The organism is Chengkuizengella sp. SCS-71B, assembly GCF_040100845.1.
Taxonomy (GTDB): Bacteria; Bacillota; Bacilli; order Paenibacillales; family KCTC-33759; genus Chengkuizengella.
Genome location: NZ_JAZHSH010000001.1, coordinates 2891644 through 2916524 on the forward strand (window position 1 = coordinate 2891644; position 24881 = coordinate 2916524).

Here is a 24881-nt window from a genome sequence, read left to right on the forward strand (position 1 = left end):
AGTATAACCTTGCAGTGAAGAAAGTTAAATAATTCTTCCATTTAAAAAAACCTCCATCCTTAGCTAATGCTAGGGACGAGAGGTTACTTCCCGTGGTACCACCCTAATTAGCAGTCCACTTCCGTTTTCTGCTCACTTCAACCCTTAACGCGGGGAACGATCTAGCTCATAGGTAAGTTCACTTTATACCATTTATCGGTTCACACCCTACACCGATTCTCTGAGAAATGGGACAAAAACTACTACTCCTAATCTAGGCTAATGATTTTCGCAAATTTTCTTAGATTATATAAATTTATCCTACCCATGTCAAGTTCTTCAACTTTACTCTGGGGACTTGTTTGCAACGAAAAAAACACGGTTTGTAGCATCATTCGGTGATTCAAATTCGAAATCTCCATAAGAGCTAATATTTATAAACCCTGCATGACTTAATTGGCTCTTAATCCATTCTAAAGAATAGGCACGTTGAGTATGTATTTCATTGATTTTCAAATAGTTTGAACTACTTTGTTGTGCAAAGATTGTTAAATCATGTTCAATTTCTTGATGTCGGGTATCATAATCACAAGTCCAAATATACGATAAATTTTCTTCATTATATGTGAAGGGCTGTTCTTCGGCATAAAATTGAAATTGAGACTCTGTTAACATATCAAATATAAACAAACCCTTATGCTCTAGATGTTCATATACCTTTTGAAAAGACTGAATGATATGAGATTCATCAGTAATGTAATTATAACAATCGCAAAAAGAAATGATACAGTCTACAGATGAAGGTAATTCCAGGTCTTTCATATCCTGTTCAAGCCATGTTATAGAGCCCCCATTTTGTTTAATAGTAGACATGTAATTTATTTCTTTTTGAGTTGCAACCGTAAGCATGTCTGAAGATAGATCTATTCCATATACTTGATATCCTTTTTTTGCTAAAGGGATTGAGATGTTACCTGTACCACAGCCTAAATCCACGACTGTTTTTGGTTTCCCATGTTTATTCCAACAACTCTCTGCAAACTCAATCCATTGAGAATAGGGCATGTCCTCCATTAATACATCATAATAATTAGCAAATCCTTCATAAGACATATTTACTCTCCTCTAATAGAAAACAATTAATGCTAACATTTTACAAAGACATTAAAACATTTGTATTTCAATTAAATACTAATGATCTTCTGCTTTTTTTTCTTTTAAATAGGTCCAATTTTCATCTTGTCTGATCAAACCTTCTTTCATCAACTTCCCCATTGCTCGTTTAAAGGCTGCTTTGCTCATATTAAATTTATGTAAAATAATATCCGGAGGCGTTTTATCTGAATATGGCATTGCACCATTAGGTCTTTCCTTTAAAAAATGAAGTAGGGTCGTTGCATCCTCATCTCTACCTTTTTCTTTACTTAATCTTAATGAAAGATTAACTCGTCCATCTTCACGAACAAAAATAACTCTTACCTTGGTTACCTCACCAACCCTTAGTTTTTTTGTTCTTTCTGAAGAGTGGATCATCCCGATGGCTCCAAATCCTAATACTCCCCCGTCTACAATGACGAAAGTGCCCATTTTTAATGTTTTATATACTCTCGCATCAAACCACTGATTTTTCCAAGTAGAGGGAGCTGCAAAAATATATGGCTCAAATTCTCTTTCACCGGCAAGTTTAGCAAGCATTCTTCCCTGTTTATCCTGCTCTAAGACAACAAAAACATGATCTCCAACAACAGGTCTTAATTCCTGTTCCTCAGGGAGTTCTCGTATTGGCAGCAATAATTGCCTACCTAACCCCATCTCCAAAAAACATCCCATTCGCGGATGAACATCTGCCACTTCTAATAATGCTAATTCACTCAAACTGATTAAAGGACGTTTCATCGTTGAAGCTAGCCGGTCATGAGTATCATGGAATAAAAACACCTCAATACAATCGCCAATCTGTATTTGACCTTCAATTTCACTGTAATGCAGCAGTACATTTTCAGAACCATTTGTTAAGTAATATCCATTTGGTTCAACCTCTTTTTCAACTTCTAATTGTACATAAGTACCTGCTTCTAATTTCATACATTCTCTACCACTTTTGCATCAGACCATAGACGTTCGATGTTATAATACTCACGATCCTCACGATGGAACACATGTACAATCACATCTCCTATATCTATGAGTACCCATCTAGCGGTATCATAACCTTCCATTCTTTTAATATTTCCGTTTCCTTTTTCAACGCTTTTTTTCACTTCTTCTGCAATTGCTTTAACTTGCGGTTCCGAATTCCCATGACAAATAACAAAATAATCTGCGATCAATGAAATTTCCTTTATATCTAAAGATGTGATGTTATGCCCCTTTTTTTCCTCAATTGCATTATTTACGATTGTTAATATTTCCTCTGAATTTAAATTCATTCTATTCCTCCTTCATATTTTTCACTTCATCAATTAGAAAGTTACGTGATTCAACAGTTAAAGGATAAACCTTTCTTCCTTTGGATATTAAAAAACGGATAGTAGAGTCAAATCCAGCTATAAGGGCTTTTTCTATACTTTCCTTAGATAATTCTCGAATTTGCTCAACTCCAGGAAAATCTCTTCCTGGCTCCATGTAGTCAGCTAAACAAACGACTTTTTCAAGCATTGACATGTTTTTTCTGCCAGAAGTGTGGTAACGAATAGCATTAATCACATCTTCATCCTTAATTGAAAATTCTTGTTGTACTATTTCTGCTGCAACAGGACCATGCCATAGTTGTTTATCATATTGTAATAATTCAACCGGCAGATGTTCCTTTATAACCCATTCTTTTTGTCGTTCTGTGGGCCAATACTTGCAATAATCATGTAATAAAGCGGCCAAATCTGCTTTTACAGGATCAGCTCCATATTGTTCTGCCAGAGCAACAGAAGTTTCCATAACACCTAATGTATGAAGCCAACGCTTATTTGGCATTTGCTGTTGCACAGCTTGAATAAATTTATCTCGTTTCATATAATTTATGCTCCTTAATAAAATCATATACTTTATCATGAACGAGATATCGTATTGATTTGTTTTGAGCGGAAAGAGTCCTTATATCAGTAGATGAGATGTCTATTAAAGGCATTGTCACCATAGTGATCTTTTGCTTTATTTGCTCATTTAACAGCTCCCAATGTATTTCAGTTCCTGGTCTTTGTAGACCTATAAAAGAAATAAGTTGAATCAACTCATCAATTCGATACCACTTTGGTAAATACTGTATCATATCTCCTCCTATAATGAAGAAAAACTCATGTTGAGGAAATTGCTTTTTTAAAGTTTTTACCGTATCTATCGTATATGAGATGCCTTCTCTTGTTAACTCCAGATCTTTCCCTAAAAAATATTTGTTTGTTTCAACTGCTTTACATACCATTTCCAATCTTTGTTTAGCAGTTGCAATCGGAGCATTATTTTTATGAGGAGGGATAGAAGAAGGCAAAAACCAAACCTCTTGCAGATCCATTTCAATTCTAGCCCTCTCAGCAACTATCATATGGCCAATATGAATGGGGTCAAAAGTACCTCCTAAAATCCCAACTTTCATTGTTATCCTCCATTAAACTAAGCTACATAACTTCACTTCACTTTTTTGGGTAGAGTTATGGAAGTTCTATAGTTTTGTTATCCTCTGATTCCTTATACAACACAATCACATTCCCAATCACTTGTACCAATTCGGATTTGGAAGCTGTCGCAATTTCCGCTCCAATTTCTTTTCGATCATCTAAGTTATTGCTCAGTACACTTATTTTCATAAGTTCTCTATTTTCTATTGCTTCATTGATATGTCGTATTAAGTGGTCATTAACCCCACCTTTTCCAACTTGAAAAATAGGTGTTAAATTGTGTGCTAATGATCGAAGATATCTTTTTTGTTTTCCTGTTAACATTGTCTAACCTCTATTCAATTGAATGTATTTAATTTTTGTAATCCATTGCTTGTTTCATGGCTTCAATCGGGGCAGGCTTACCTGTCCAATACTCAAAAGCATAGGCTCCTTGATAAATAAACATACCTAATCCACTATGAATTTGACAACCCTTTTCTTCTGCTAATGATAGAAGTTTTGTTTTTCTAGGATTATAAACCAAGTCACTAAAAACCATGTTTTCTTTTATAAATAAAGAAGGAATCGGGCTATATTCAATCTGTGGATGCATCCCTACGGAGGTCGTGTTGATGACTAGATCAACCTCTTTATTTATTTTTGCAATGTCTGAGATAGCCATACCTGTTGACTTCACGAATGATTGCATTGATTCAGCAAGTTCTATTGCTCTTTCTACTGTACGATTAGCAATCCAGATGTGACTTGGATTTTCCCCAGCTAATGCATAAGCAACTCCCCTAGCTGCACCACCTGCACCTAAAATGAGAACCCTTTTTCCCTTTAGATCGAGTTGTATTTCTTCTTTCAAAGACCTTACATAACCAATTCCATCCGTATTATAACCTTTCAACTTGCCATTATCATTCACGACTGTATTTACAGCCCCAATCACTTTGGCACTTTCATCAATCTCATCAAGGTAAGACATCACTTCTACTTTATGTGGAATGGTAACGCTAAGTCCTCCAAGCTTAAAAGCTTTTAGTCCTTCAATTGCTTCCTTTAACATGCCTACTTCTACATGGAATGCTCCATAAACAGCATTTATATTCATCTCTTGAAAGGCACGATTCAACATAGTAGGCGATTTGGAATGTTTAATTGGATCTCCAATGACACCGTACACTTTTGTGTTTGTATTTATTTTTGAATGAAATTGCATCTTTTTACCTCCCCCATAAAACAAGACTAAAACAGGGTTCAGCATATTATGTTCAGTTAAAACCCTGTTCTTAAACCCTTTAATAATATCGTATGCATGGAACAGATTAAAAATCTAGTACTTATAACATGGATTCACGCAAAACGACTTTCACACCTTTAGGAGCATGTATTATCACTTCTGCACCAGTATCACCATTACATTTGATCCAACCTAAACCTGAAATCAATAAATCCAATCTCTTGTTCTTTGGAATTCGAAATGCATGTTTTGTAAATGAAGGAAGTGCTTCTAGTTCTTTAATTCCAGGTGGTGATAACATTTCACCTTTTTGATTTTCATAGATTTCATCTGCCTTATCCAATTTCGTTCGATGGACATAAACAGAATTAGAAATAAAACAAGTAAAAGATTGGCGTTCACCTTGTACAAAATCAAACCTTGCTAGTGATCCAAAAAACAATGTTTGCCTCTCATTTAATTGATATACTCTAGGTTTTAAAGATTGTTCTGGTGTTATTTTTTGTAAATCGTGTTTAGAAATAATTTCAGTCATTCGTGAAGTGTAAACAATCCCTGGTGTATCCACAATGAATTTTCCATCTTCCAAAGGGATTTTTACTAAATCTAAAGTAGTACCTGGGTATCTGGATGTCGTTAATTCTTCATCTAAATCACTAAAATCACTGATGAGTCGATTTATCAGAGTGGATTTTCCTACATTTGTTGCTCCTACAACATAAATGTCTCTGCCTTTTCTATACTTACTTAAAACTTCTAATACATTTTGAAATCCTATATTTTTTTTAGCGCTGCACAAGACGACATCAATAACATTTAAACCATATTCTTTCGCTTGTTTTTTTACCCAATTCATCACTTTATTCAAATTCATATTTCTTGGCAATAAATCTACTTTATTCACTACCATAACCGTAGGATTTGAACCAACAAAACGTTTCAATCCTGTAATTAAACTTCCTTCAAAATCAAACACATCAACAATATTTAAAACTAAACTTTTCGTTTGTCCTACATGACTTAAAATCTTTAAAAAGTCATCTTCTTCTAGAGCAATAGATGAAATTTCATTATAATGTTTAATTTTATAGCAACGTTGACATATCGTTGCATTTTCTTTAGGAACATATCCAATTTTGTTTGAATCATTCGTTTGCAATTTAACACCGCAACCTGAACAATATTCGAGCTGGTCTGTATCTATGTTTTTATCCACAATTTAATCCTCCCAAGGCATTAGACCTTTCTTTTTTAACTTGGAAAGAATGATTCGTTCTATTTTTCGGTTAATTCTTGTAAAAAAAGAATCCTCACCAATTGAAACTGGTTTCACTAAAATAGTATTCAAACCAAATCGATTCCCCCCATACACATCAGTCAGTAACTGGTCACCGATAACCACAGTTTCAGAAGCCTTTAAACTCATTAATTGAAGTGCTTTTTTGAAAGCTAAATTAGCTGGTTTTCTGGCATTTGGTAAAAAAGGTATATTTAATGGAACGGCAAATTTAGATACCCTTGAATGATTATTATTGGAAACAATAACGACTTTAAAACCAATTTCTTCTAACTGCTTTAACCATTGAATTAATTCAGGTGTAGCTAGAGGAACTTTTGCACCTACAAGCGTATTGTCTAAATCTGTAATAATTCCTTTTATTCCTGCTTTTTTTAAAGCATCAATATCAATTTCATAAATTGATTTCACATGTAAATAGGGTACAAATTTTTTGATCAAATCCTGTCACCTCAATTAATTTCATACGGAAACTATACCATATATGTCCTTTTTGTTGCAAAAAAAGCTGAAGAGCGCTTAAATAAGCGCCCTTCAACTATTATTTAAAAAAACCTTTTTTTAATCGGCGTATAATCTTTGAAGCTCTATCCGCTTCATCTGAATCTATAATGATAGAACTATATTTTGCACGCTCAAAAATAAGTATTAGTTCATTAAAATCTTTTTCTAACCAATAATAATTTGATTTCCATCTATTAATCAATTCCCTAATGGTTTCATGTTTTTTCTTACCAAAGCCTTTTTTATAGGCAAACTTCAAAAACCTCTCAAACTCAATAATTACTTTATCATTTGTTTTTCTTCTAAATGTCCTATTCATCAGTTTTTTAAAGAACAGCCTAACCACATTGAATTTGACCACTATTAGAAAGAGAAGAATGATGAAAAACACGGATAAACCTATAGCATACAACCCAAATTCATTTACCTTAAATCCCTCTTCTGAAACTTGATTATTTTCTGGTTTAGTGTCTATATTAGAATTTGTTACTAAGTTCTCATCTGATAAGAAAACCTCTGGCATTCTAAAACCTGCTGTTGGTTCAAAAGGTATCCAACCATATCCATCAAAATATACTTCAACCCAAGAATGCGCATTGGAATTAAGAACAGTATAGGTTAATTTAAAGTCGTCTAAATTTTGTTGTCTAAGCTGATTCATAATAAAGGAATCAACTTCCTCTGAATCATCTTCACCTGGTGTATATCCTTTTACCCAACGTGCAGGTATACCCAGTGATCGTGTCATGACAACCATTGCAGTTGAATAATAATCACAATAACCCTCTTGGATTTCAAAAAGAAAACGATCAACAAAATCCTCACTTTGTCCTTTTGTCAAATCTGGCTTGTTGTTGTAGGGATATCTTTCAGAGAGATAAGTCTCAATTTTTTTTACTTTATCATAATCATTATTTTCATCAACGGTAATTTGTAACGCTAAATCTTTAACCCTTTCTGGTAAAGTATCCGGTAATTGAATATATTCATTCATTACAACTTCTGATCTAATCAATGTAGCAGCTTCTTTTAATTTATTCGGTTCAATCACAGGGACATCAGAAACAACCGTATAACTTTTCGGATATTCAATTCTAAACCAATATAAAGATTGTTGATAAGAATTCCACAAAACTCCATCAGAAATGTTTTCAATTTGCTCGTCGTTAACGGACAAGAGTTTATTAATAGATCCTGCGCCAAACAAAACAGGATAAATTTCATTGTTTAGCATTCTAAACCTTTGTTCTACTTCTTTTGTTTTTAATTTTGAAGTATTAAATTCCTCAGATAAGTTAATGTCTGAAGTGGATACAAGACTATTAACCTCACTTTCTAATTCATTGAGTTCCCAACCCATACCATTATAATGAGATCTTGTTTCACCTCTCCAATAACTTCTCTGACTGCTTTCAACTTCCATGACAGACGAATAATCAAAATCAAATCCGTAACCTAACCTTTCATTATGGCGAGCATATCCAGAAATTGAATCAATACCAGATTCTAAAGTAGGTCCATCACCCTCACCTCTAGCAGTAGCTTGTGTTGCATTTTTCCAAGCAGTATAGGGATCCGTTAGTATGGGACCAAAATTAGGTGCCAAAGTACCTAAAATAATAGTTACCGAAACAAAGATAAAAATTGGAGTCACAAATGATTCAGGATAATCCATAATTTCAGACCAGCTTTTTGGGTGTTTTGATTTAAAATGATGATAATGATTAATAATTAATAGTAATAGTCCACTAAAAATGATGAATGCTACTTGATCCCACATAGTATGAATTGTAAATGAATCTACTGAACAAAATACAATGATCGTAATCATGATCAACATACCAATTCTTTTGAGATTATTTGCCCATAAAATTAAAATAAAATAGATTACAGCTACAGTAAGACTAAACCAAATATATGGATGAAGTTTGAGGACGTTTATAAACAAAAATTGAAAGAAAGATGACAATATTCCATCTGTATGTTCTGTAGTTTGAATACCAAGTACGATAAAATGAATAGATAAGACTCCAACAACTTGCATTATGCGCTTATATAATCTCTTGTTCATCAATACTTCTGTAACAATGACTATCAGAAATGAGTAAGTTACGATAGTGTTTGTTTCATCCCACCAATAGACCGAAAACCACTCAAGATATTGAAAAAGAAAAACGCCCCATAATATTAAATTTAATTTTTTAAAAAGTTGAGGATGTTTTAAGAATTTCATAATTATGTCTCACCCCCTATTTTGCTTGGAAGATCCTCTAAATGTTTTATTTCTAAACTATAAAACCCTTTAGATTGAATCGTTTTAAACCAAGGGATGCTTGACTCAGAATAAAATGGATCAGTAACACAGACATAACAACTGTTCATATCTGAATGTTTTATCCAATTTAATGTTTGAATGATGTCATTATTCTTTCTAGGGCTAATAAGAAGACACAAGGTGCCTTCAGAGAAGAAACGTTTATGTTTTTTCATCATTTCTAGTAAACTGTAATTCCCTTCTGGCTCTACTTCTATTAAATGGTTTAGTATATTTTCGAAGTGGGCTTGTCCTTGTGCTGGTTCAAAGTAGGCAGGGTTGCTTCCAAAAGAAATATACCCTTGAGCCATTTGTTGATGTTTAATGCCATATTTCAAGAACGAAGCCGCAACGGATACTGCCGTTTCAAAATGTTTCGAATCATCATAAACCCCTTGATCACAGTCTAGTATAATCATCATTCGTGGAAGTGATTCTCGCTCAAAGTCTTTGGATTTTAATGCACCTGTTCTAGCAGTGGCATTCCAATGTATTCTTGAAATTCGATCCCCATATACATAATCTCTCACTCCATTAATTTGAGAAGTACCTCTAGATGATAAAGTAATCATGGAGGAATTTTGAGTGCCTTTCAAAACATCATCTATGAATTGCCAACGAGGCAGTTCAATAATTTTGGGAAGCACTTTAAAGGAAAGGCTCATTTTTATTTGTCCTTGATGTTCTATAATTCCAAAAATATCCTCTGTAGAACATGTCGTGTTAGAAAAATGATAAAAACCTCTTTTTAAAGAAGGAATAACATATTGTAATTCTCCTTTTCTTTTCCAATCTGGAATAATTGTAGATTCATAAACAGAGCTTTCTCCATTTTTTCTAACTAATTGATCTCTAATTATGACATAGGGAATGGGCCAAAAACCTGGAAAATCAAAATTTAATTGAACATGAATTGAACTGCCTCCAGGTATATTTACTCCTTTTTGGTTCATTAAATTTCTATTACCCTTCACATATTTGATTCCGCTCCATTTTCCCGAAAGAATATATGCTCCTAAAATAACAACAATAATAAAAATCATATAGGCTAATTTACCGCCTTGAAATATTACAAATAATAAACTACAAAACATGATCGTATAAATGATCCAATATCTTAACTTTTGATTAGGAGATATCGCTGCATACTTAGACGAATAATTTGCCATAATGATTACTCCATTCGTAATTTAACGGGTACGGTAACTTGTTCCATAATAGTTTCCAGTACGGTTTCAACCGTATTTCCTTCCATACGTTCATCAGATTGCAGTATCATTCTATGGTTTAATACGTATGGTGTTAATTGTTTTATATCATCTGGTATTACATAATCTCTTTCTTTTAGAAAAGCCAACGCTTTTGCTGCATGAATTAAAGCTAGTGTAGCTCTAGGACTTGCCCCTAATAAGATTGATTTGTGTTGACGTGTATTTCTTGCAATTGCAATGGCATATTGAGACACAGCTTGATCAATATGAACATGTTTTACCTTCTCTTGTATGTTTAAAATCGTTTCCATGTCAGTGACTGGCTTTAAATCTAACAATGGATTGTTTCGACTATATGCATTTACCATGTTCAACTCAGTTGCTTCATCTGGATATCCCAGGCTAAACTTCATCATAAAACGATCTAACTGTGCTTCAGGAAGCAGATATGTACCTGCAAAATCTATTGGATTTTGTGTAGCTAGCATCATAAACGGCTTCGGTAATTCGTGGCTGACACCATCTACAGTCACACTCTTTTCCTCCATTGCTTCTAGTAATGCGGCTTGTGTTTTAGTAGTTGCTCTATTGATTTCATCAATGAGCAAAATATTTGTTAAAACAGGACCAGGACGAAAAACAAATGAATCATCTTTTGGGTGATAAATGGAAACGCCTGTAATATCTGTTGGCAATAAATCTGGGTTACACTGAATGCGATGGAACTGGCCATCAATTGACTTTGCTAATGATTTAATTAATACGGTTTTACCTGTACCTGGGACATCCTCAAGCAATACATGTCCTTCAGCTAATAACACAGTGAGTAAAAGTTCAATTTCTTCTGATTTACCCAAAATACAAGTTTCCAAATTTCCTTTCAACAATTTAGCAACAGCAAATTCTTCTTTCGTAAACGCTTCCATTCCAATTTCCTCCTCTTGTCTATATTCTTCTATTTTACATGAATATTCCGTGTTTTTGTACAGTGTATTTTTCAGAATTAATTTGTATATATCCATTAAAATTATCGATTCTAGCTGGTTTTTTGGAAGAAAAGCTTTACATAATACTTTGAACAAATCATTATGTTGCTTTTACGGTTAGGAAAAAATGTCCTCTTCACGAAAATAACCCGCTTCCCTTTTTTTGTAAAGTTCAAACCAGGAAGCAGGTTCTGTATTATCCAATTATGAAGTTATCCTTTTGGTTTAAACACCAATGCAGCAAGAAATGAGAATATAATAGCCGCCGAGACACCAGCACTTGTTACCTCAAAAATCCCTGTTATGACACCTATATAACCATCTCTTTCTAACTCAGCTAATGCCCCGTGTACAAGTGCATTCCCAAAGCTTGTAATCGGTACAGTAGCACCTGCTCCTGCAAAATCCTCAAAAGGTTCATACCAGCCAATACCATCAAGTACTGCACCTGCTACAACAAGTGTACTCATCGTGTGAGCTGGGGTCATTCTTCCTACATCCAATAAAAATTGTCCGATTACACAGACTCCGCCTCCAACTACAAATGCCCAAAAATATTGTATCAATTCATCACCTCATTCACTTTCTATGCTTACTGCATGTGCAATGCAAGGAATACTCTCACCTTGCTGATATGATATAGGGGAGTGTAATGCCCCTGTTGCAACAACGAGTATTCGATTCAGTTCTCCATTACGTAATTTTTTCATTAAATGACCATATGTAACTACTGCAGAACATCCACATCCACTTCCACCTGCAATAATTAAATAAGAATCAAGTTCGTAAATCATTAGTCCACAATCTTTAAATTCCGTTTGATCTATCGGAATTTTATGCTTGTGAAACAAATCTGTAGCAATTTGATGACCAACTTTTGCTAAGTCTCCTGTCACAATTAAATCATAATGATCAGGTGTAATTTGAAAATCTCTTAAGTGAGCCTCAATCGTATCCACTGCCGCTGGTGCCATAGCTACTCCCATATTAAAGGGGTCTGTAATCCCCATATCCACCACTTTTCCAATCGTGGCGCCAGTAACTCTAGGTCCATTCCCTTCTTTAGCAATGATAGAAGCTCCGGCACCAGTAACTGTATATTGTGCTGTTGGAGGTTTTTGTGAACCGTATTCTGTAGGATATCTAAACTGTTTTTCCACAGAACTGTTATGGCTGCAAGCACCACAGGCCACATGATTTGCAGCTCCAGAATTAACCAGTAAAGAAGATAACGATAAACTTACCATTGAAGTTGAACATGCACCAAATACTCCCAAATAAGGTACAGCTAAAGTTCTAGCTGTAAAGCTGTTACTAATGATTTGATTCATAAGATCCCCTCCTAAATAGAAGTCGATCCCATCTGAAGTAAGGTTTGCTTTTTTAATTGCCAACTTCACAGTCTCTTCCATGAATTTTTGCTCTGCTTGTTCCCAGCTATCTTGACCTATCCAGTTATCCTCATGAATAATATCAAAATCATTCACAAGAGGTCCCTTTCCTTCTTCAGGTCCTACTATTGTGGCTGTTGAGATAATAACAGGTTTATTTTCAAACTTCCAGCTTTGATGCCCTTGCAACATAATTAAGCTCCTCCGGTTCCTATAAAGATGTGAATAATCCCAATAATAAAGGCTGCAACAACACCAAATACAATAACAGAACCAGCAAGTTTAAACATATTACCACCGACGCCAAGCACATAACCTTCACTACGGTGTTCTAAAGCTGCAGAGCACATGGAATTCGCAAATCCTGTAACAGGTACGGCTGATCCTGCTCCTGCCCATTGTGCAAATTTATCATATACACCTAAGCTGGTTAAAATGATGGAAATGAGTATTAATATTGCAACCGTTGGGTCACCCGCTTTGTCTTCTTCAAAATGTAACCAATGTACCATTGCGTCTTGAATACCTTGTCCGATCAAACAAATGGTACCTCCAGCAAAAAATGCACGTATCGAATTTTTAATTACAGGTCTTTGAGGTTCCCTCTCCTTTGCAAATGATTGATATTGCTGCTGTACAGGAGTTAACGTTTTTTTCTTTTTATTCGCCATAAAAACATCTCCTTATTTTAAAAGTGGTGTTAATCTAGATATCAATTTGTTTAACTTCATTAAATTAGTTTCATACATTTTTTTTGCATCTTCATTTTCTGTAGATAAACTGAATAGTTCAATATCTGCTGCACATTTTTTCAATGTTGACAATAAAATAGCCTTTTGTTGAGGTTGTGCAACTTGAAGCTGGTCATTATATAAATCAACATAGAGTTCACCATAATTATCTACTTGAGCTAAAAATACATTTTCTATAGTAACTCCTAGTTTTTCTAATTCCGTATGTAACCATTCACGATTTAATCCGATGGATGCCAATGGCTCATTGATCACATTTCCATCCATGATAACTGTTTGAGATTCTTGTTCATTCGGTAATTTCAACCCAAGATGTTGAGGTGTAATAGGTTGATTTTCTTTCTTTAATAAAACAGAAAGATCTCCGGAAGTTTCCAATACTGCAAATTCTACATCTGCTACATTAAAAGCGTTTTTCTTTCTCAATTGAGACAACAAATCATCCGTATTATATTTGACCTTGTGCATATTATCTTCCAATATTTTACCATCCTTAATTAATGTAGTTCCTTTTCCTTCCATCAAATCCCGAATTTTTTTACTTTTTAATAACAATTTCTCAATAAAGAATGCAACTAAAGCCCAAACAGTTAATGCTATTAATCCAGTACCCCAATTCAAGAAATCTATGGAACTAAATCCAGCCAAGCTCCCAATGGTAATACCGACAATATATTGAAAATAATTCAATTCTGAAATTTGTCTGTTGCCAAGCAATAAACGAGTTAACAAAAACATTACGATAATCGCCGCTAAAGACTTCCAAACAATTTGAATCCATTCAGGTAGCAAAATGATTCACTCCTTCCCTTAATTAATATTCATTATCTGCAATGTTTCCTTATGTTATGAATCACAATATTTTTCCAATTAGAAAATCATGAATAGGGTAAAATACAATAAGTATGAAATTGTAAAATGTCAATACGAAAACAGATGACTTTTTCCTACACAAAATTAAAAATACGAGGTGTATAAATATGACTGTAGCATCTGATGTAAAAACATGTTTAGCTTCATTGAAAAGTGCACAAGCAAGCCTTGAACAATTTGCATTAAGTACTCAAAATCAAGCCGCAAAAACTTTATTTGAAAATTGTGCCCAAACTACTCAACAAGTAGTGGACCAAATAGGAACACGAGTTCAGCAGTTAGAAAATGAAGAACCACAGTATAAAGGACTATAATATCTTGAAATTTAGTATTGCACATATGTTGCATCAATTATAAAATGGTATTAAATAGAAAAAAGTTCTGATTAAACGATTTGGAGTGATTCAAATGTTACTTTGGATACTAACTTTTATAGTACTTTTTTCTTTCTTCATTACAGCTATTGTTATGTCTTTAAAAGAAGACAGAAAAAAAGCCAATCAACCACATATAAAAACTGGCAAACAAGATAATAGTGAAGAAAATTTCCGAAATTCATCGTACATCAAAGGAACTGATTATGGTTCTGGTAATATGAGTTAAGAACCATGAATATAAGGCAACAAAAAAACACCTTTAGTAGGTGTTTTTTTGTAAAAAATCGGTGAATTTTCTGTCAATGGACCTTTTTGGGGATCTACGATCACATTTTTCACTTCAAATGGAAATTCATTTTCTTCATTTTATAATCCCCTTGAAATTGTTCCCTTAAATGTTTATTTTTTCTCTAACTCGGCGTTGATTTTTTCAATTTGTTCCTTCATTTTTTGTGCTGAAAATTTGAAGTTTTGTTGCTCTTCTTCCGTTAGTGTTATAGGAACAACTTCTCTTATGCCTGATTGATCTACAATACAAGGAACACCAATATATACATCTGAAACCCCTTGATAATCTTCAATATATGTAGACACATTCAGAACTGCACTTTCGTCCCGCAAAATTGCTGTACAAATCCGATCCAAGGCTAATGCTATAGCATAATAAGTAGAACCTTTTGCCTGAATGATTTGATATGCTGCATCCCTAGTATTTTCAAAAATCTGCTTCTTATCTTCATCAGAAAGAGTTAATGGCATACCAGCAAAATTGGCTAGACTCCAAACTGGCACCTCTGAATCACCATGTTCACCAATAATTTTTGCATGTATACTTCGCGGATCAACATTCATTTTTTCACCAATTAAATATTTAAATCTTGAACTATCCAAAAGTGTTCCAGACCCAATTATTCGATTTTTAGGAAAACCAGACTTTTTCCAAGAGAAATAAGACATAATATCCACAGGATTTGAAGCAATTAATAAAATTCCATGGTGATTATACTTTATTACATTTTCAATAATGCTATCAAATATCATTACATTCTTTTTTAATAAATCAAGTCTGGATTCTCCTTGCTTTTGAGCAGCGCCAGCAGCGATAATCACAATATCCGCTTCTGCACAATCCTCATAGTCTCCAGCCCACACCTTTGTCTTTCCAGTAAAAGGTATCCCATGATTCATATCCAAGGCATCACCTACAGCTTTTTGTTTATTATGATCAATCAACACAAGTTCCGTCATACGCTCACGAAGTAATAATGTATACGCTGTTGTAGAACCAACTGCTCCAACTCCTATGACAACAACACGTGTTTTTTTATCTGTTTGATCCATATTTTTTATAACATCCTCTCTAGATGGTACTTTTTGTATAAATGATTTATTTCTTATGTAAATTTCCCTTGCCAAATTCTGTTAGTGTGTGCAAAAATTAATATAATATTCCTTGAAGGGGGGAGATGTGAGTGAAACTTCTTTTTTCAGAGTCAATACAACAATTAAAAACATTACCTACTCGTGAAATTTTAAAATTAACTCAAGGCAATGATATCATTTCATTCGCAGGGGGATTACCAGCAGAGGATTTTTTCCCTGATAAAGCTATTCAAGAAGCTTTTATTAATGTGTTTGAACAAGGTAAGCAATCACTTCAATATGGGATTACAGAAGGTCATACCCTATTAAGGGAAGAAATTAGCAAAAGGATGTTATTAAAAGGTATTCAAGCGAACTTGGATCAAATTCAAATCACAACAGGTTCTCAACAAGCCATTGATCTCATCACCAAAGTTTTCATAAATCGTGGGGATACTATACTGATTGAAAATCCAACTTATTTAGCTGCATTACAAGTTTTTCAAGGTTATGGGGCAAATGTTGTCGGAGTTAATAGTGATGATGACGGGATGGATCTAGATGATTTAAATGAAAAAATAAAACATTATCAGCCTAAGTTCATTTATGTAACCCCCACCTTTGCAAACCCAACTGGACGTGTATGGAGTAGTGAAAGAAAACAAGGAATACTACAAATTTGTAAACAGTTTGAAACCATTTTAATTGAAGATGATCCATATGGAGAGATTCAGTTTGATAAAGCAGCAGACTATTCTTCTATCTATTCTTTACATTCAACAAATGATGATTTTAATCCAGTACTTTATACAAGTACTTTTTCAAAAATTGTCGCACCTGCACTACGCACAGGTTGGGTTATAGGTGAGCAAAGTATTATTCAACAAATTACAAAAGCAAAACAAACGGCAGATATTCATTCAAGCATGATTGATCAACAAGCTTTATATTTTTTATTAAAATACTTTGATCTTGATCAGCATATCATTACTATTTGTAATGAATACAAAAAGAGAAAAGATCAAATGACACAACTATTAAAACAATATGAAATTCCAGCTAAATGGGTTGAGCCTCAAGGTGGGATGTTCCTCTGGTTGACATTGCAAGATTCTAAAATAAACTCAGCAGAATTATTAAAAAAAGCAGTCCAAAAAGGAGTTGCCTTTGTGCCAGGTACCGTGTTTTATACTGGAGAGGGTGAGAAAAATACGATAAGATTAAATTTCACATATACTCCTTTAGAACAAATGCAAATAGGTATTGAACGACTGCAACATGTATTAAGCTGAACAAGAACCTTAACTATCCCTTTATTAATTGAACTTTTCTAAATCCATCAATTGCAAAATCCAATCCTTAACATCAATAATCCTTGTATATTTAGGAGATGAGTTAGTTCCTGTTATAATCATTGGAACGAATGAATCATCTGCATGTAATGAACCATGACCTGCTCCTCCTAAATGTATAGGTGAGTATTCATCTGTAAATTCATATTCAATTTTTGCATCTGCTACTAAAAACCTGCCTTGATGTGAATATAAAGCTCCATACAATCTGGCAAGCGCATCAGGGTAAGTTTTATACTGCAATTGATTATCTTTAAAATCAAGATCTAGTATTTCCAAATTTCCATTTACTGACCAGAATTGCTCATACAAATCTTGAATTACATTATTCGGTTCATAGCTTAAACTGCCATTATGATCCGGGGAGAGCACATGTACTGATTTTTCTTCTTTCCACGCTACAAAATCAACTCGACTATCTTCTTTTATTTTCTCAGCTATTTTCTGTAAAGAAAGATTATTATCTAATACATAAATATAAGACATCCGTTCGTTTACACTTAACAATATTTGATCGTGTTCCTTAACTTCTGAACCTAGCTCATATATTTGGTATTCGTTTAACAATGATTTTAGTCTTATTAGATTTTTTTCTTTATCTTTGCCTATCTTGGATTGACCACTATCCCCTAATATGATCCAATTTACTTTTTCTATAGCATCGTTCCAGGTTGGATACGAATTTAAAACCTTTTGCAGCTGTTCATCTACTTTTTTAATTCCTTCAGTTTCATCTACTCCTTTTTTATGTACAACTTGATCATTGTTTGGAAAATAAACCATTGAAAAAGGGGGTAGGATTTGATTTTCAATTAAGAATAATAGTTCATTTGTAGAATATTGGTCATTTAAACCAAACCTTTGCCAAACATGATGGTTTTGATTTTTAGGATTCATTTGTGCCAAGCTGCCAAACGAAAAAAAAGCAGGAGCTTTCACATTGATTTTGTCTGGTAATTCACTAAATTGTGAAAAGGTATTTGGTAGATAGAGTGTTTGAGTTTTATTACCTCTATAAATTAAACCATTGATTGATGCTGAATCGATTTCATTCGTTGAGAGGGTCTCATAAATTGTTTTCACATTTGGGTTTAAATGTTTATCGTTTAAATTCTTTAGGCTATCTAATATCATATGGTATATACCATGCTTCCATATTTCCTTCATTCCACTTCCATATGTAATGACACGCTTTTCTTCATCGCTATACCACACTAAACCTGGTACTTTATGTTGATCCGCATATTCCCCTGTTAATATTGAGCTATCTATTGTAACAGACATCGTTGGATAACTACTGACTACTTTAGGAAAGTACTTTCCTCTATCTATCAAATATTTTAAAGCTGGAGCTTCACCACTTTGTATGGCATTTTGTAAGGGTTCATCCATTATTGAGTCTGCGATAATCAAAACTATAGGTTTTGTAGATAAGGAACTATAGTCAAAAGTATTCAGATTAAATTCATTTTTATTTAATTCAGAAGGGTTTTGATCCAAACCCGAAATAAGAATCAACATGATAAATACAATTGAAGTTAAGGTTATTAAAATCCATTTATATATCATATGTTCAGCCCTTTAAAGTGTAAATATTTTTGAACTATTAATCACTTTATTGTGTGCAAATATTAGTTAGATCATTCATATCATTTGCCATAAGGTTGGTCAATGATCCTAAAATTTTAATTTCCTAATTTATTGTGTTCTTTTTTTATTGTGAATTTATAGTTGAGGCTGCTACTGATGTTGCGACAATCGCAGATACTGAAGCAGCAGTCTGTGCTGCGATTAATGCTTCAATTGATACACTTAAAGTTGTATCAATCAACTTGTTTTGTTCAGTTTTATTATCAATATATTGCTTACTCACGATAACAGAAGCTAAAAGTACATTCATTCCTCTTCCTAACCACTTATATTTTTTAAGCCCTTTTAAGTAGTTAGCAACTTCTATTAAATTAGTAACAACTTCATGCTGATCATCATCTAATAAGGTGATTAATCCAAGTGCCGCATAATACTGTGAATCAATTTTCAATTTGTTTTTCTTCAATTGATTAAATATACTTTTACATTTTTCTGATTTTATTTGAATATTCTCATCGCTAAATGACAAGATGTGAGAAAGCAACTGCAGACCATTTCCTTTTCTAAATCCATGCTCATTTAATGCTCTATAAATTTCAACAATATTTTGCATACTTGTTTCAACAGATGATTCAGAATTAGCTAACATCACACATAGTGGATAATCGTCTCCACTTGTAATCCATGGATTATTCTTTTTCATTTCTTTAAATATCTCTAATGATTTCCTTATCCTTTCTTGCATCATGCTTTCTTCACAAGTTAACAATAATGCATAACAAGTAATAGGCATATACTCACTATTTTTAAAGCCTGCTTCTTTAAACCATTTTTCATAAGTTAACAATTTTAAAAATTGTGATTCTGGATCGTCAAATTCACTGCACAACAACATGGAAATCATAAACATATTACTTCTAAAGCTTGAAAACAGTCTAGTTTGTTTTTTTATGTAATCACTAGTATTTTTAATCTTGTTTTTTTCATATTTAATGTGCTTCTGAGTATAGGTTAGTGCAGCAAAGTGAAGAGATAGATTGTTTTCCCACCTAAAGTCTTTTTCAATTGTAAAATAAAGATCTAACATTTCATCCACTTTTGTTTTTAATGATTGCTCCATGCATGTTCCCCCTATAATCAAACTCCAACTTTTCTATTTAATAATTTATTTAAAAATAATCTATTTTTTAAATTAGAGCACAAGTGCACAAATTGGCGAGTTTCTTTATAAGTATACGGAAATATAAGGAGAAAGTTTCAATCTAGTAATATCTCCCTCATTTGTCATGAAAAATATTCATTTTACTCCTTCTAACTCTATCAATTTTTGATATAATGATTTTAATTTAGAAAAAGGAGCAGATATTATTTGAATAAATCAATTCAGTTTTTTCGTTATGTTGGGTTTGCAGAAGGATTATCTTTCCTTATCCTACTCTTTATCGCAATGCCTCTTAAGTACATTTTTGAAATGCCATTAGCAGTTTCAGTTGTTGGGGCTATTCACGGAGGTTTATTTATTCTTTATGTACTTACTGTTCTTTATGTTGCAACAGAACATAAATGGCCATTGAAAAGAACTTTACTTGCAGGAATAGCTTCTATTGTTCCATTTGGACCGTTTTTATTTGATGCACGTATTTTACGAAAAAGTTAGTTTTATTAATATAGACAAAAAAGGACGGATTTTCATGCGTCCTTTTTTTATTTGAATTTTGTACAATTGCCCAATAGTTACCTTTGTGTACATATTTATATGTTTTGAAATAAAAAAAAGACCACCCTAGTCCTTCTCAAAACTAAAGCAGTCTATTTCCCGAGAAATATATTTTACTATTTATTTTGTAAGCTGACCTCTTGTGACTCCTAGTTGATTTGTTGCTTTTAATGTTCTCCACACTTGAGTACCACTAATTTCACCTTTAACCGCTTTTTCGTACAAGCTTATCACTTCTTTTACCTTTTCCGGAGATTCTTCTAAAAATTCAATACGAAAATGTGATACACCTGATTTTATGAAATGTTTTAAATACTCTGCCCCAGACTGTTCAATTGCATTATAAACAGTATTCCGACATCCCTCATCTACACGAACTGGATGTGACATTCCAATTCGATCTCTCAAGGAAACTCTATGCTCTTCACAAGGTCTTCCACAATTCGTATAATCTGTTCCCTCACTTAGGAAAGTACAATAAACACAATGCTCTGTATGGTACATTGGTAAATGCTGATGTATCACTACTTCCAATTTAGATGTATTCGCTTTGTTTAATAAATCCATCATTTGTTGGATGTTTAAATCATATGAAGGTGTACAGCGATCCAATCCTGAATTAAGGAAAAGATCAATTGTTTTATGGTTTGCCATGTTTAAGGAAAAATCACCGAACATTTGTGGAAATTCTTCATTCGGATTTTCTTCTTTTCTTTTTATAAACTCATATACAGCTCCTGTATTTCTTAGAAGTACAGCATCTGGTTTTAACTTCAAAATATGATTGAAATAACCTGTTTCACCTGGCATATGAATACGAGGTGTAGTTAGAGCAATTTTTTTTCCTGCTTTTCGGGCACTTTCCACCGCAGCTGGATATTGCTTTATAAATTCAAAATCTGCGTAAATCCATTCAATATGTGTTTCGGAAACAGCATGTACTTGTTCTAGGTTTCTACATAGTACAACAAGAGCAGGTTCAACTGCTGAAGGTTGTTGTGTGACAGCATCAGCGTATACATCAACTTCTCGTTTTGTATATGAATTTGGCTCTTGTCTTTTTTTTACTAACTGTTCAACCGCTTCACGACGAACTTTATTTAATTCTTTGATAGGCACAATGACGTGTCCTTCTAATTGATTGATCACATTTTCTAAATAAAAAATCGTGCCACCCATTCTTCCCAATTGATCCTGTAAAATTCCATCCTCTAGAGGTCTTTTTATGGCTTTCTCTAATATTTTTTCCGTCTGAACTGTAACTTGATGTTTAGTTTTTATATCTGTAAACTTTGCAGTCAGCGGTTCACCCTCTTTACCAGTTACTGTAACTTCTAATGCAAATATGTGATAAGGCTTTTCAGTTTCAAAAGTTTCACGCAGTGCTTTATCTAACTTAGGATCATTTGTTTTCCAAATACGATCCCCTGCATGGACTCTTTGTAAATTGATATCATTACGACCTAAGATTATCTCGATCAACTGACCTTCTTTTGCTTCACCCTCAAACTTTACTCCATCTACTCTTAAATCATAAATTCGTCCGCCCTCTTCATCTTTTGTTGGATCACCAGCATCATAAACGATACCATCCCCACGTTTTATTGGAGCTTCAAGGTTACAGATAACACCTCGTTTTGTTATTTGTTGTACATCACCTAGAAAAACTCCCCTACTTTTAGGGAAAGTACCATCAACTAGTTGTTTATTATTTGTCCCTTTTAAAAATCCATAAGTAAAACCGCGAGAAAAGCTTTGCTGCAATTCACGCATTTCATATTTATTCGGTTTTGAGTTTTTACATTCAAAATACCTATCTATCGCTCTTCTGTATTTACTCACAACATTTGCTACATATTCAGGACTTTTAAGGCGACCTTCTATTTTAAATGAAGTCACCCCTGCTTCAATCAGTTCTGGTACAATTTCAATCGCTGCTAAATCCTTTGGAGACAAAAGATAAGTGACATCTCCCATTGGCTGATGCTCACCGTCAACCATCATGTCATAAGGCAATCTACAAGCTTGAGCGCACTCACCTCGGTTCGCTGAACGCCCTCCCCACATTTCTGAGGTTAAACATTGACCTGAGTAGGAGACACAAAGAGCCCCGTGAACAAAAACCTCCATCGGCAGTTTCGCTTCTTCTCCAATTCGTTGAATGTGTTTTAAATTATTTTCTCTTCCTAACACAATTCTTTCCATCTCATAAGGTTTTGTAAATTCAGCCGCTTCAGGAGAAGTAATGGTCATTTGAGTAGAACCATGAATCGGAAAGTCAGGTGAGATTTCACGAATCATTTTAACTAATCCCAAATCTTGCACAATCAAAGCGTCTACTCCTGCATCCATGCAGGCTTCAACTAGTTTTTTTGCAGCTTCTAATTCATCTTCAAACACAAGTATGTTAAACGTAACGAACCCTTTTACGCCATAAGTGTGTAAAAAAGACATGACCTCTGGCAAATCTTCTATTGTAAAGTTCTTAGCTCTTACACGAGCATTAAACTTATCTACTCCAAAATAAACAGCGTCTGCTCCATTGGCTACCGCTGCTTTCATACAATCCCAATCACCCGCAGGTGCTAGCAACTCTATATCTTCTATTTGACGTTTCATTATAATCCTCCACTTATTTATCACACACAAAATGATCTTACATCATTGTATATGTTCAGGTCTCATAGGTCAAAGATTGTTCCTTCCTTATAATAAATACCGTGTAAAACCCTTATATATACTCCTGCTTCCTCATCAACACAGACATTGCATAATATAATCCTGCTCCTACAAAGGCCAATAAGGCAATGATAATAAATGTCCATCGAAACCCAAACCAAACCGTTAACGGAATTGCCAATGGAGCAATTGTTCTTCCAATCGTAAATCGTAAACTGGCAGCAGCATAATATTGCCCTAACATTTCTTTTGGAGCTAATTTAGCTACAAAAGATTCTTGAATACCAACAGCCATAAGCTCTGCTACAGTAAATATAAACATTCCCAATAATAAACCCCAAATTTGCAAGGTGTGTCCAAAGATAATCATGGATACTCCATAGGTCAATGCACTGGCAATAAAAACTCTATGCGCCTCAAAGCGTTCAGAAATTTTTGTAGCATAAAGAGTAAATAATACAACCAATAAACCATTTTCAACAATAATCCAACTAAACACTTTTTCCCCTGAAGCAACAAATGACCAATTATTGAAATTAAATAAAGTTTGACTCGGTACAGATTCAGATATATATACAGCTAACAGCAAATCCATCTGCATAAAGGTTTGTGCGAGTAAGATCCCTGCAAGTATAAATAAAAAGAATGCTTTATCCGTAATAATAACACTGTAATTTTTCACCTGCTCAATTAAGAAAGAATACCACTTATCATCTTTACTTTCTTTGTTTTTGTCCTCTACAACGTTCGGTGCTGTTTCTCGAATAAATCGTTGCAATACAATTGTAAATATGACACTTATAATAAATGCAGCAACCAATAATTCAAATCGATAATTAAAAAAGAAAATTCCACCCAGTAATGGTCCTATAACTACTGACATATTAATCATAATGTAAAACACAGCAAATACTGCTGTACGATCTTTTTCAGGTACAACATCTGCAACCATAGCGTGACTTGCAGGCCAATAAAAAGCCCCAAAAACACCTAACAATGAAAAAGATATAAAAGTCAGTACAGGTGATTCATACCATGGTGAATTAGCAAATAGAAACATCAAAAATGCAGCTGATGTACCTAAGTATGAATACACCATCATCTTTTTTCTACCGAATTTATCTGCACAATAACCTCCAAATAAATTCGCGATAACACCTATACATTGTGAAACCACTAACAATATCCCGGCTGTACTCTTACCAAATATCTCAGCAAAATAGATAGCCATAAAAGGAAAAAACATCCAAAATAAAATACCAATAACAGCTTCCCCATATAATCTTACCTTTAAATTTTGATCCCAGTCTTTCCACTTCATAATAAACACCTCATTAATTCTTAGTTGAAACTTAAAAAAAAACAAAAAAATAGACGCATCGCAGCTACGATACGTCTATTTAATGAATTCATCAAAAAATAAAAATGCAGCTCACATTAATTCAAGTGACCTGCATCATTATTTTGATTTAATAAAACAAAGTACAAATATAAGATATACAATTAATGATCCGCTGAGGTCACGTAATATGATTTTGTCTGATTTTGATTAAAATAAATGAATAAGCTCACGTTTACGCAACCTCCATTAATTTAAAGTCTCAACTATCTTAACATCTTCCTTTTTTTATTGTCAAGAAAAATATAACAATCTTTAGTTG

At 33.7% G+C, this 24881-nt stretch carries 25 protein-coding genes and 1 other annotated feature; of the genes, 4 read left to right on the forward strand and 21 right to left on the reverse strand.

The window, feature by feature from the left end:
- Positions 1-68 precede the first annotated feature (68 nt).
- Positions 69-265, reverse strand: a binding site (T-box leader).
- A 59-nt stretch (positions 266-324) separates the two neighbouring features.
- From VQL36_RS14115 to VQL36_RS14190, 16 genes are all read right to left on the reverse strand, one after another.
- On the reverse strand, positions 325-1092 hold the full coding sequence (locus VQL36_RS14115; RefSeq protein ID WP_349249940.1) for a class I SAM-dependent methyltransferase: 768 nt from the start codon (positions 1090-1092) through the stop codon (positions 325-327).
- 78 nt (positions 1093-1170) lie between these two features.
- Positions 1171-2064 carry a S1 RNA-binding domain-containing protein gene (locus tag VQL36_RS14120; RefSeq protein WP_349249941.1) on the reverse strand — a complete coding sequence of 298 codons (894 nt, stop codon included), beginning with the start codon at positions 2062-2064 and terminating at the stop codon, positions 1171-1173.
- Positions 2061-2408 carry a ribosome silencing factor gene (gene rsfS, locus VQL36_RS14125; RefSeq protein WP_349249942.1) on the reverse strand — a complete coding sequence of 116 codons (348 nt, stop codon included), beginning with the start codon at positions 2406-2408 and terminating at the stop codon, positions 2061-2063. Before rsfS ends, VQL36_RS14120 begins: the two co-directional genes overlap by 4 nt.
- 1 nt (position 2409) lies before the next feature.
- Positions 2410-2988 (reverse strand): bis(5'-nucleosyl)-tetraphosphatase (symmetrical) YqeK, encoded by a 579-nt coding sequence (gene yqeK, locus VQL36_RS14130; RefSeq protein ID WP_349249943.1) that lies wholly within the window; start codon positions 2986-2988, stop codon positions 2410-2412.
- Entirely contained in the window at positions 2975-3565 is a 591-nt protein-coding gene (locus tag VQL36_RS14135) for a nicotinate-nucleotide adenylyltransferase (protein ID WP_349249944.1), read from the reverse strand. Before VQL36_RS14135 ends, yqeK begins: the two co-directional genes overlap by 14 nt.
- A gap of 55 nt (positions 3566-3620) precedes the next feature.
- Positions 3621-3911: a ribosome assembly RNA-binding protein YhbY gene (gene yhbY / locus VQL36_RS14140; RefSeq protein WP_349249945.1), complete on the reverse strand. Its 291-nt coding sequence runs from the start codon at positions 3909-3911 to the stop codon at positions 3621-3623.
- Between the two features lie 28 nt (positions 3912-3939).
- Complete coding sequence (gene aroE / locus VQL36_RS14145) at positions 3940-4794, reverse strand: shikimate dehydrogenase (protein WP_349249946.1); 855 nt, start codon at positions 4792-4794, stop codon at positions 3940-3942.
- Between the two features lie 121 nt (positions 4795-4915).
- Positions 4916-6031, reverse strand: coding sequence for a ribosome biogenesis GTPase YqeH (yqeH, locus tag VQL36_RS14150; RefSeq protein WP_349249947.1), 1116 nt, complete (start codon positions 6029-6031; stop codon positions 4916-4918).
- 3 nt (positions 6032-6034) lie between these two features.
- On the reverse strand, positions 6035-6553 hold the full coding sequence (locus tag VQL36_RS14155) for a YqeG family HAD IIIA-type phosphatase (RefSeq protein ID WP_349249948.1): 519 nt from the start codon (positions 6551-6553) through the stop codon (positions 6035-6037).
- A 100-nt stretch (positions 6554-6653) separates the two neighbouring features.
- Positions 6654-8849: a transglutaminase domain-containing protein gene (locus VQL36_RS14160; RefSeq protein ID WP_349249949.1), complete on the reverse strand. Its 2196-nt coding sequence runs from the start codon at positions 8847-8849 to the stop codon at positions 6654-6656.
- A 2-nt stretch (positions 8850-8851) separates the two neighbouring features.
- Positions 8852-10099 carry a DUF58 domain-containing protein gene (locus VQL36_RS14165; protein ID WP_349249950.1) on the reverse strand — a complete coding sequence of 416 codons (1248 nt, stop codon included), beginning with the start codon at positions 10097-10099 and terminating at the stop codon, positions 8852-8854.
- Positions 10100-10104: 5 nt separating this feature from the next.
- Positions 10105-11067 carry a MoxR family ATPase gene (locus VQL36_RS14170; protein ID WP_349249951.1) on the reverse strand — a complete coding sequence of 321 codons (963 nt, stop codon included), beginning with the start codon at positions 11065-11067 and terminating at the stop codon, positions 10105-10107.
- Between the two features lie 272 nt (positions 11068-11339).
- The gene (gene spoVAE, locus VQL36_RS14175; protein WP_162035445.1) at positions 11340-11690 is read right to left on the reverse strand and encodes a stage V sporulation protein AE; all 351 of its coding nucleotides are present in this window, start codon (positions 11688-11690) and stop codon (positions 11340-11342) included.
- A gap of 12 nt (positions 11691-11702) precedes the next feature.
- Positions 11703-12710 carry a stage V sporulation protein AD gene (gene spoVAD, locus VQL36_RS14180; protein WP_349249952.1) on the reverse strand — a complete coding sequence of 336 codons (1008 nt, stop codon included), beginning with the start codon at positions 12708-12710 and terminating at the stop codon, positions 11703-11705.
- Positions 12711-12712: 2 nt separating this feature from the next.
- Positions 12713-13189, reverse strand: a complete 477-nt coding sequence (gene spoVAC, locus VQL36_RS14185; protein WP_349249953.1) for a stage V sporulation protein AC — start codon at positions 13187-13189, stop codon at positions 12713-12715.
- Positions 13190-13201: 12 nt separating this feature from the next.
- On the reverse strand, positions 13202-14062 hold the full coding sequence (locus VQL36_RS14190; RefSeq protein ID WP_349249954.1) for a DUF421 domain-containing protein: 861 nt from the start codon (positions 14060-14062) through the stop codon (positions 13202-13204).
- Positions 14063-14250: 188 nt separating this feature from the next.
- Here VQL36_RS14190 and VQL36_RS14195 point away from each other — a divergent pair, with 188 nt between their 5' ends.
- Together VQL36_RS14195 and VQL36_RS14200 are read left to right on the forward strand one after the other, a co-directional pair.
- Positions 14251-14457, forward strand: coding sequence for a DUF1657 domain-containing protein (locus VQL36_RS14195; RefSeq protein WP_160646325.1), 207 nt, complete (start codon positions 14251-14253; stop codon positions 14455-14457).
- 94 nt (positions 14458-14551) lie between these two features.
- Positions 14552-14746, forward strand: coding sequence for a hypothetical protein (locus tag VQL36_RS14200; protein ID WP_349249955.1), 195 nt, complete (start codon positions 14552-14554; stop codon positions 14744-14746).
- A 173-nt stretch (positions 14747-14919) separates the two neighbouring features.
- On the opposite strand, the gene VQL36_RS14205 is transcribed toward VQL36_RS14200, so the two are convergent.
- On the reverse strand, positions 14920-15861 hold the full coding sequence (locus tag VQL36_RS14205) for an L-lactate dehydrogenase (RefSeq protein WP_349249956.1): 942 nt from the start codon (positions 15859-15861) through the stop codon (positions 14920-14922).
- Between the two features lie 131 nt (positions 15862-15992).
- Here VQL36_RS14205 and VQL36_RS14210 point away from each other — a divergent pair, with 131 nt between their 5' ends.
- On the forward strand, positions 15993-17174 hold the full coding sequence (locus VQL36_RS14210) for a PLP-dependent aminotransferase family protein (RefSeq protein WP_349249957.1): 1182 nt from the start codon (positions 15993-15995) through the stop codon (positions 17172-17174).
- Positions 17175-17198: 24 nt separating this feature from the next.
- On the opposite strand, the gene VQL36_RS14215 is transcribed toward VQL36_RS14210, so the two are convergent.
- Complete coding sequence (locus VQL36_RS14215; RefSeq protein WP_349249958.1) at positions 17199-18755, reverse strand: alkaline phosphatase family protein; 1557 nt, start codon at positions 18753-18755, stop codon at positions 17199-17201.
- A gap of 193 nt (positions 18756-18948) precedes the next feature.
- Positions 18949-19944, reverse strand: a complete 996-nt coding sequence (locus tag VQL36_RS14220) for a DUF4003 family protein (protein ID WP_349249959.1) — start codon at positions 19942-19944, stop codon at positions 18949-18951.
- A 249-nt stretch (positions 19945-20193) separates the two neighbouring features.
- Between VQL36_RS14220 and VQL36_RS14225 the strand changes: the two genes are divergently transcribed.
- Positions 20194-20481 (forward strand): DUF3817 domain-containing protein, encoded by a 288-nt coding sequence (locus VQL36_RS14225; protein ID WP_349249960.1) that lies wholly within the window; start codon positions 20194-20196, stop codon positions 20479-20481.
- Between the two features lie 180 nt (positions 20482-20661).
- Here the strand turns inward: VQL36_RS14225 and VQL36_RS14230 are convergent, their stop codons facing one another.
- Entirely contained in the window at positions 20662-23160 is a 2499-nt protein-coding gene (locus VQL36_RS14230) for a U32 family peptidase (RefSeq protein WP_349249961.1), read from the reverse strand.
- A 112-nt stretch (positions 23161-23272) separates the two neighbouring features.
- Positions 23273-24541, reverse strand: coding sequence for an MFS transporter (locus tag VQL36_RS14235; protein ID WP_349249962.1), 1269 nt, complete (start codon positions 24539-24541; stop codon positions 23273-23275).
- Positions 24542-24881 lie beyond the last annotated feature (340 nt).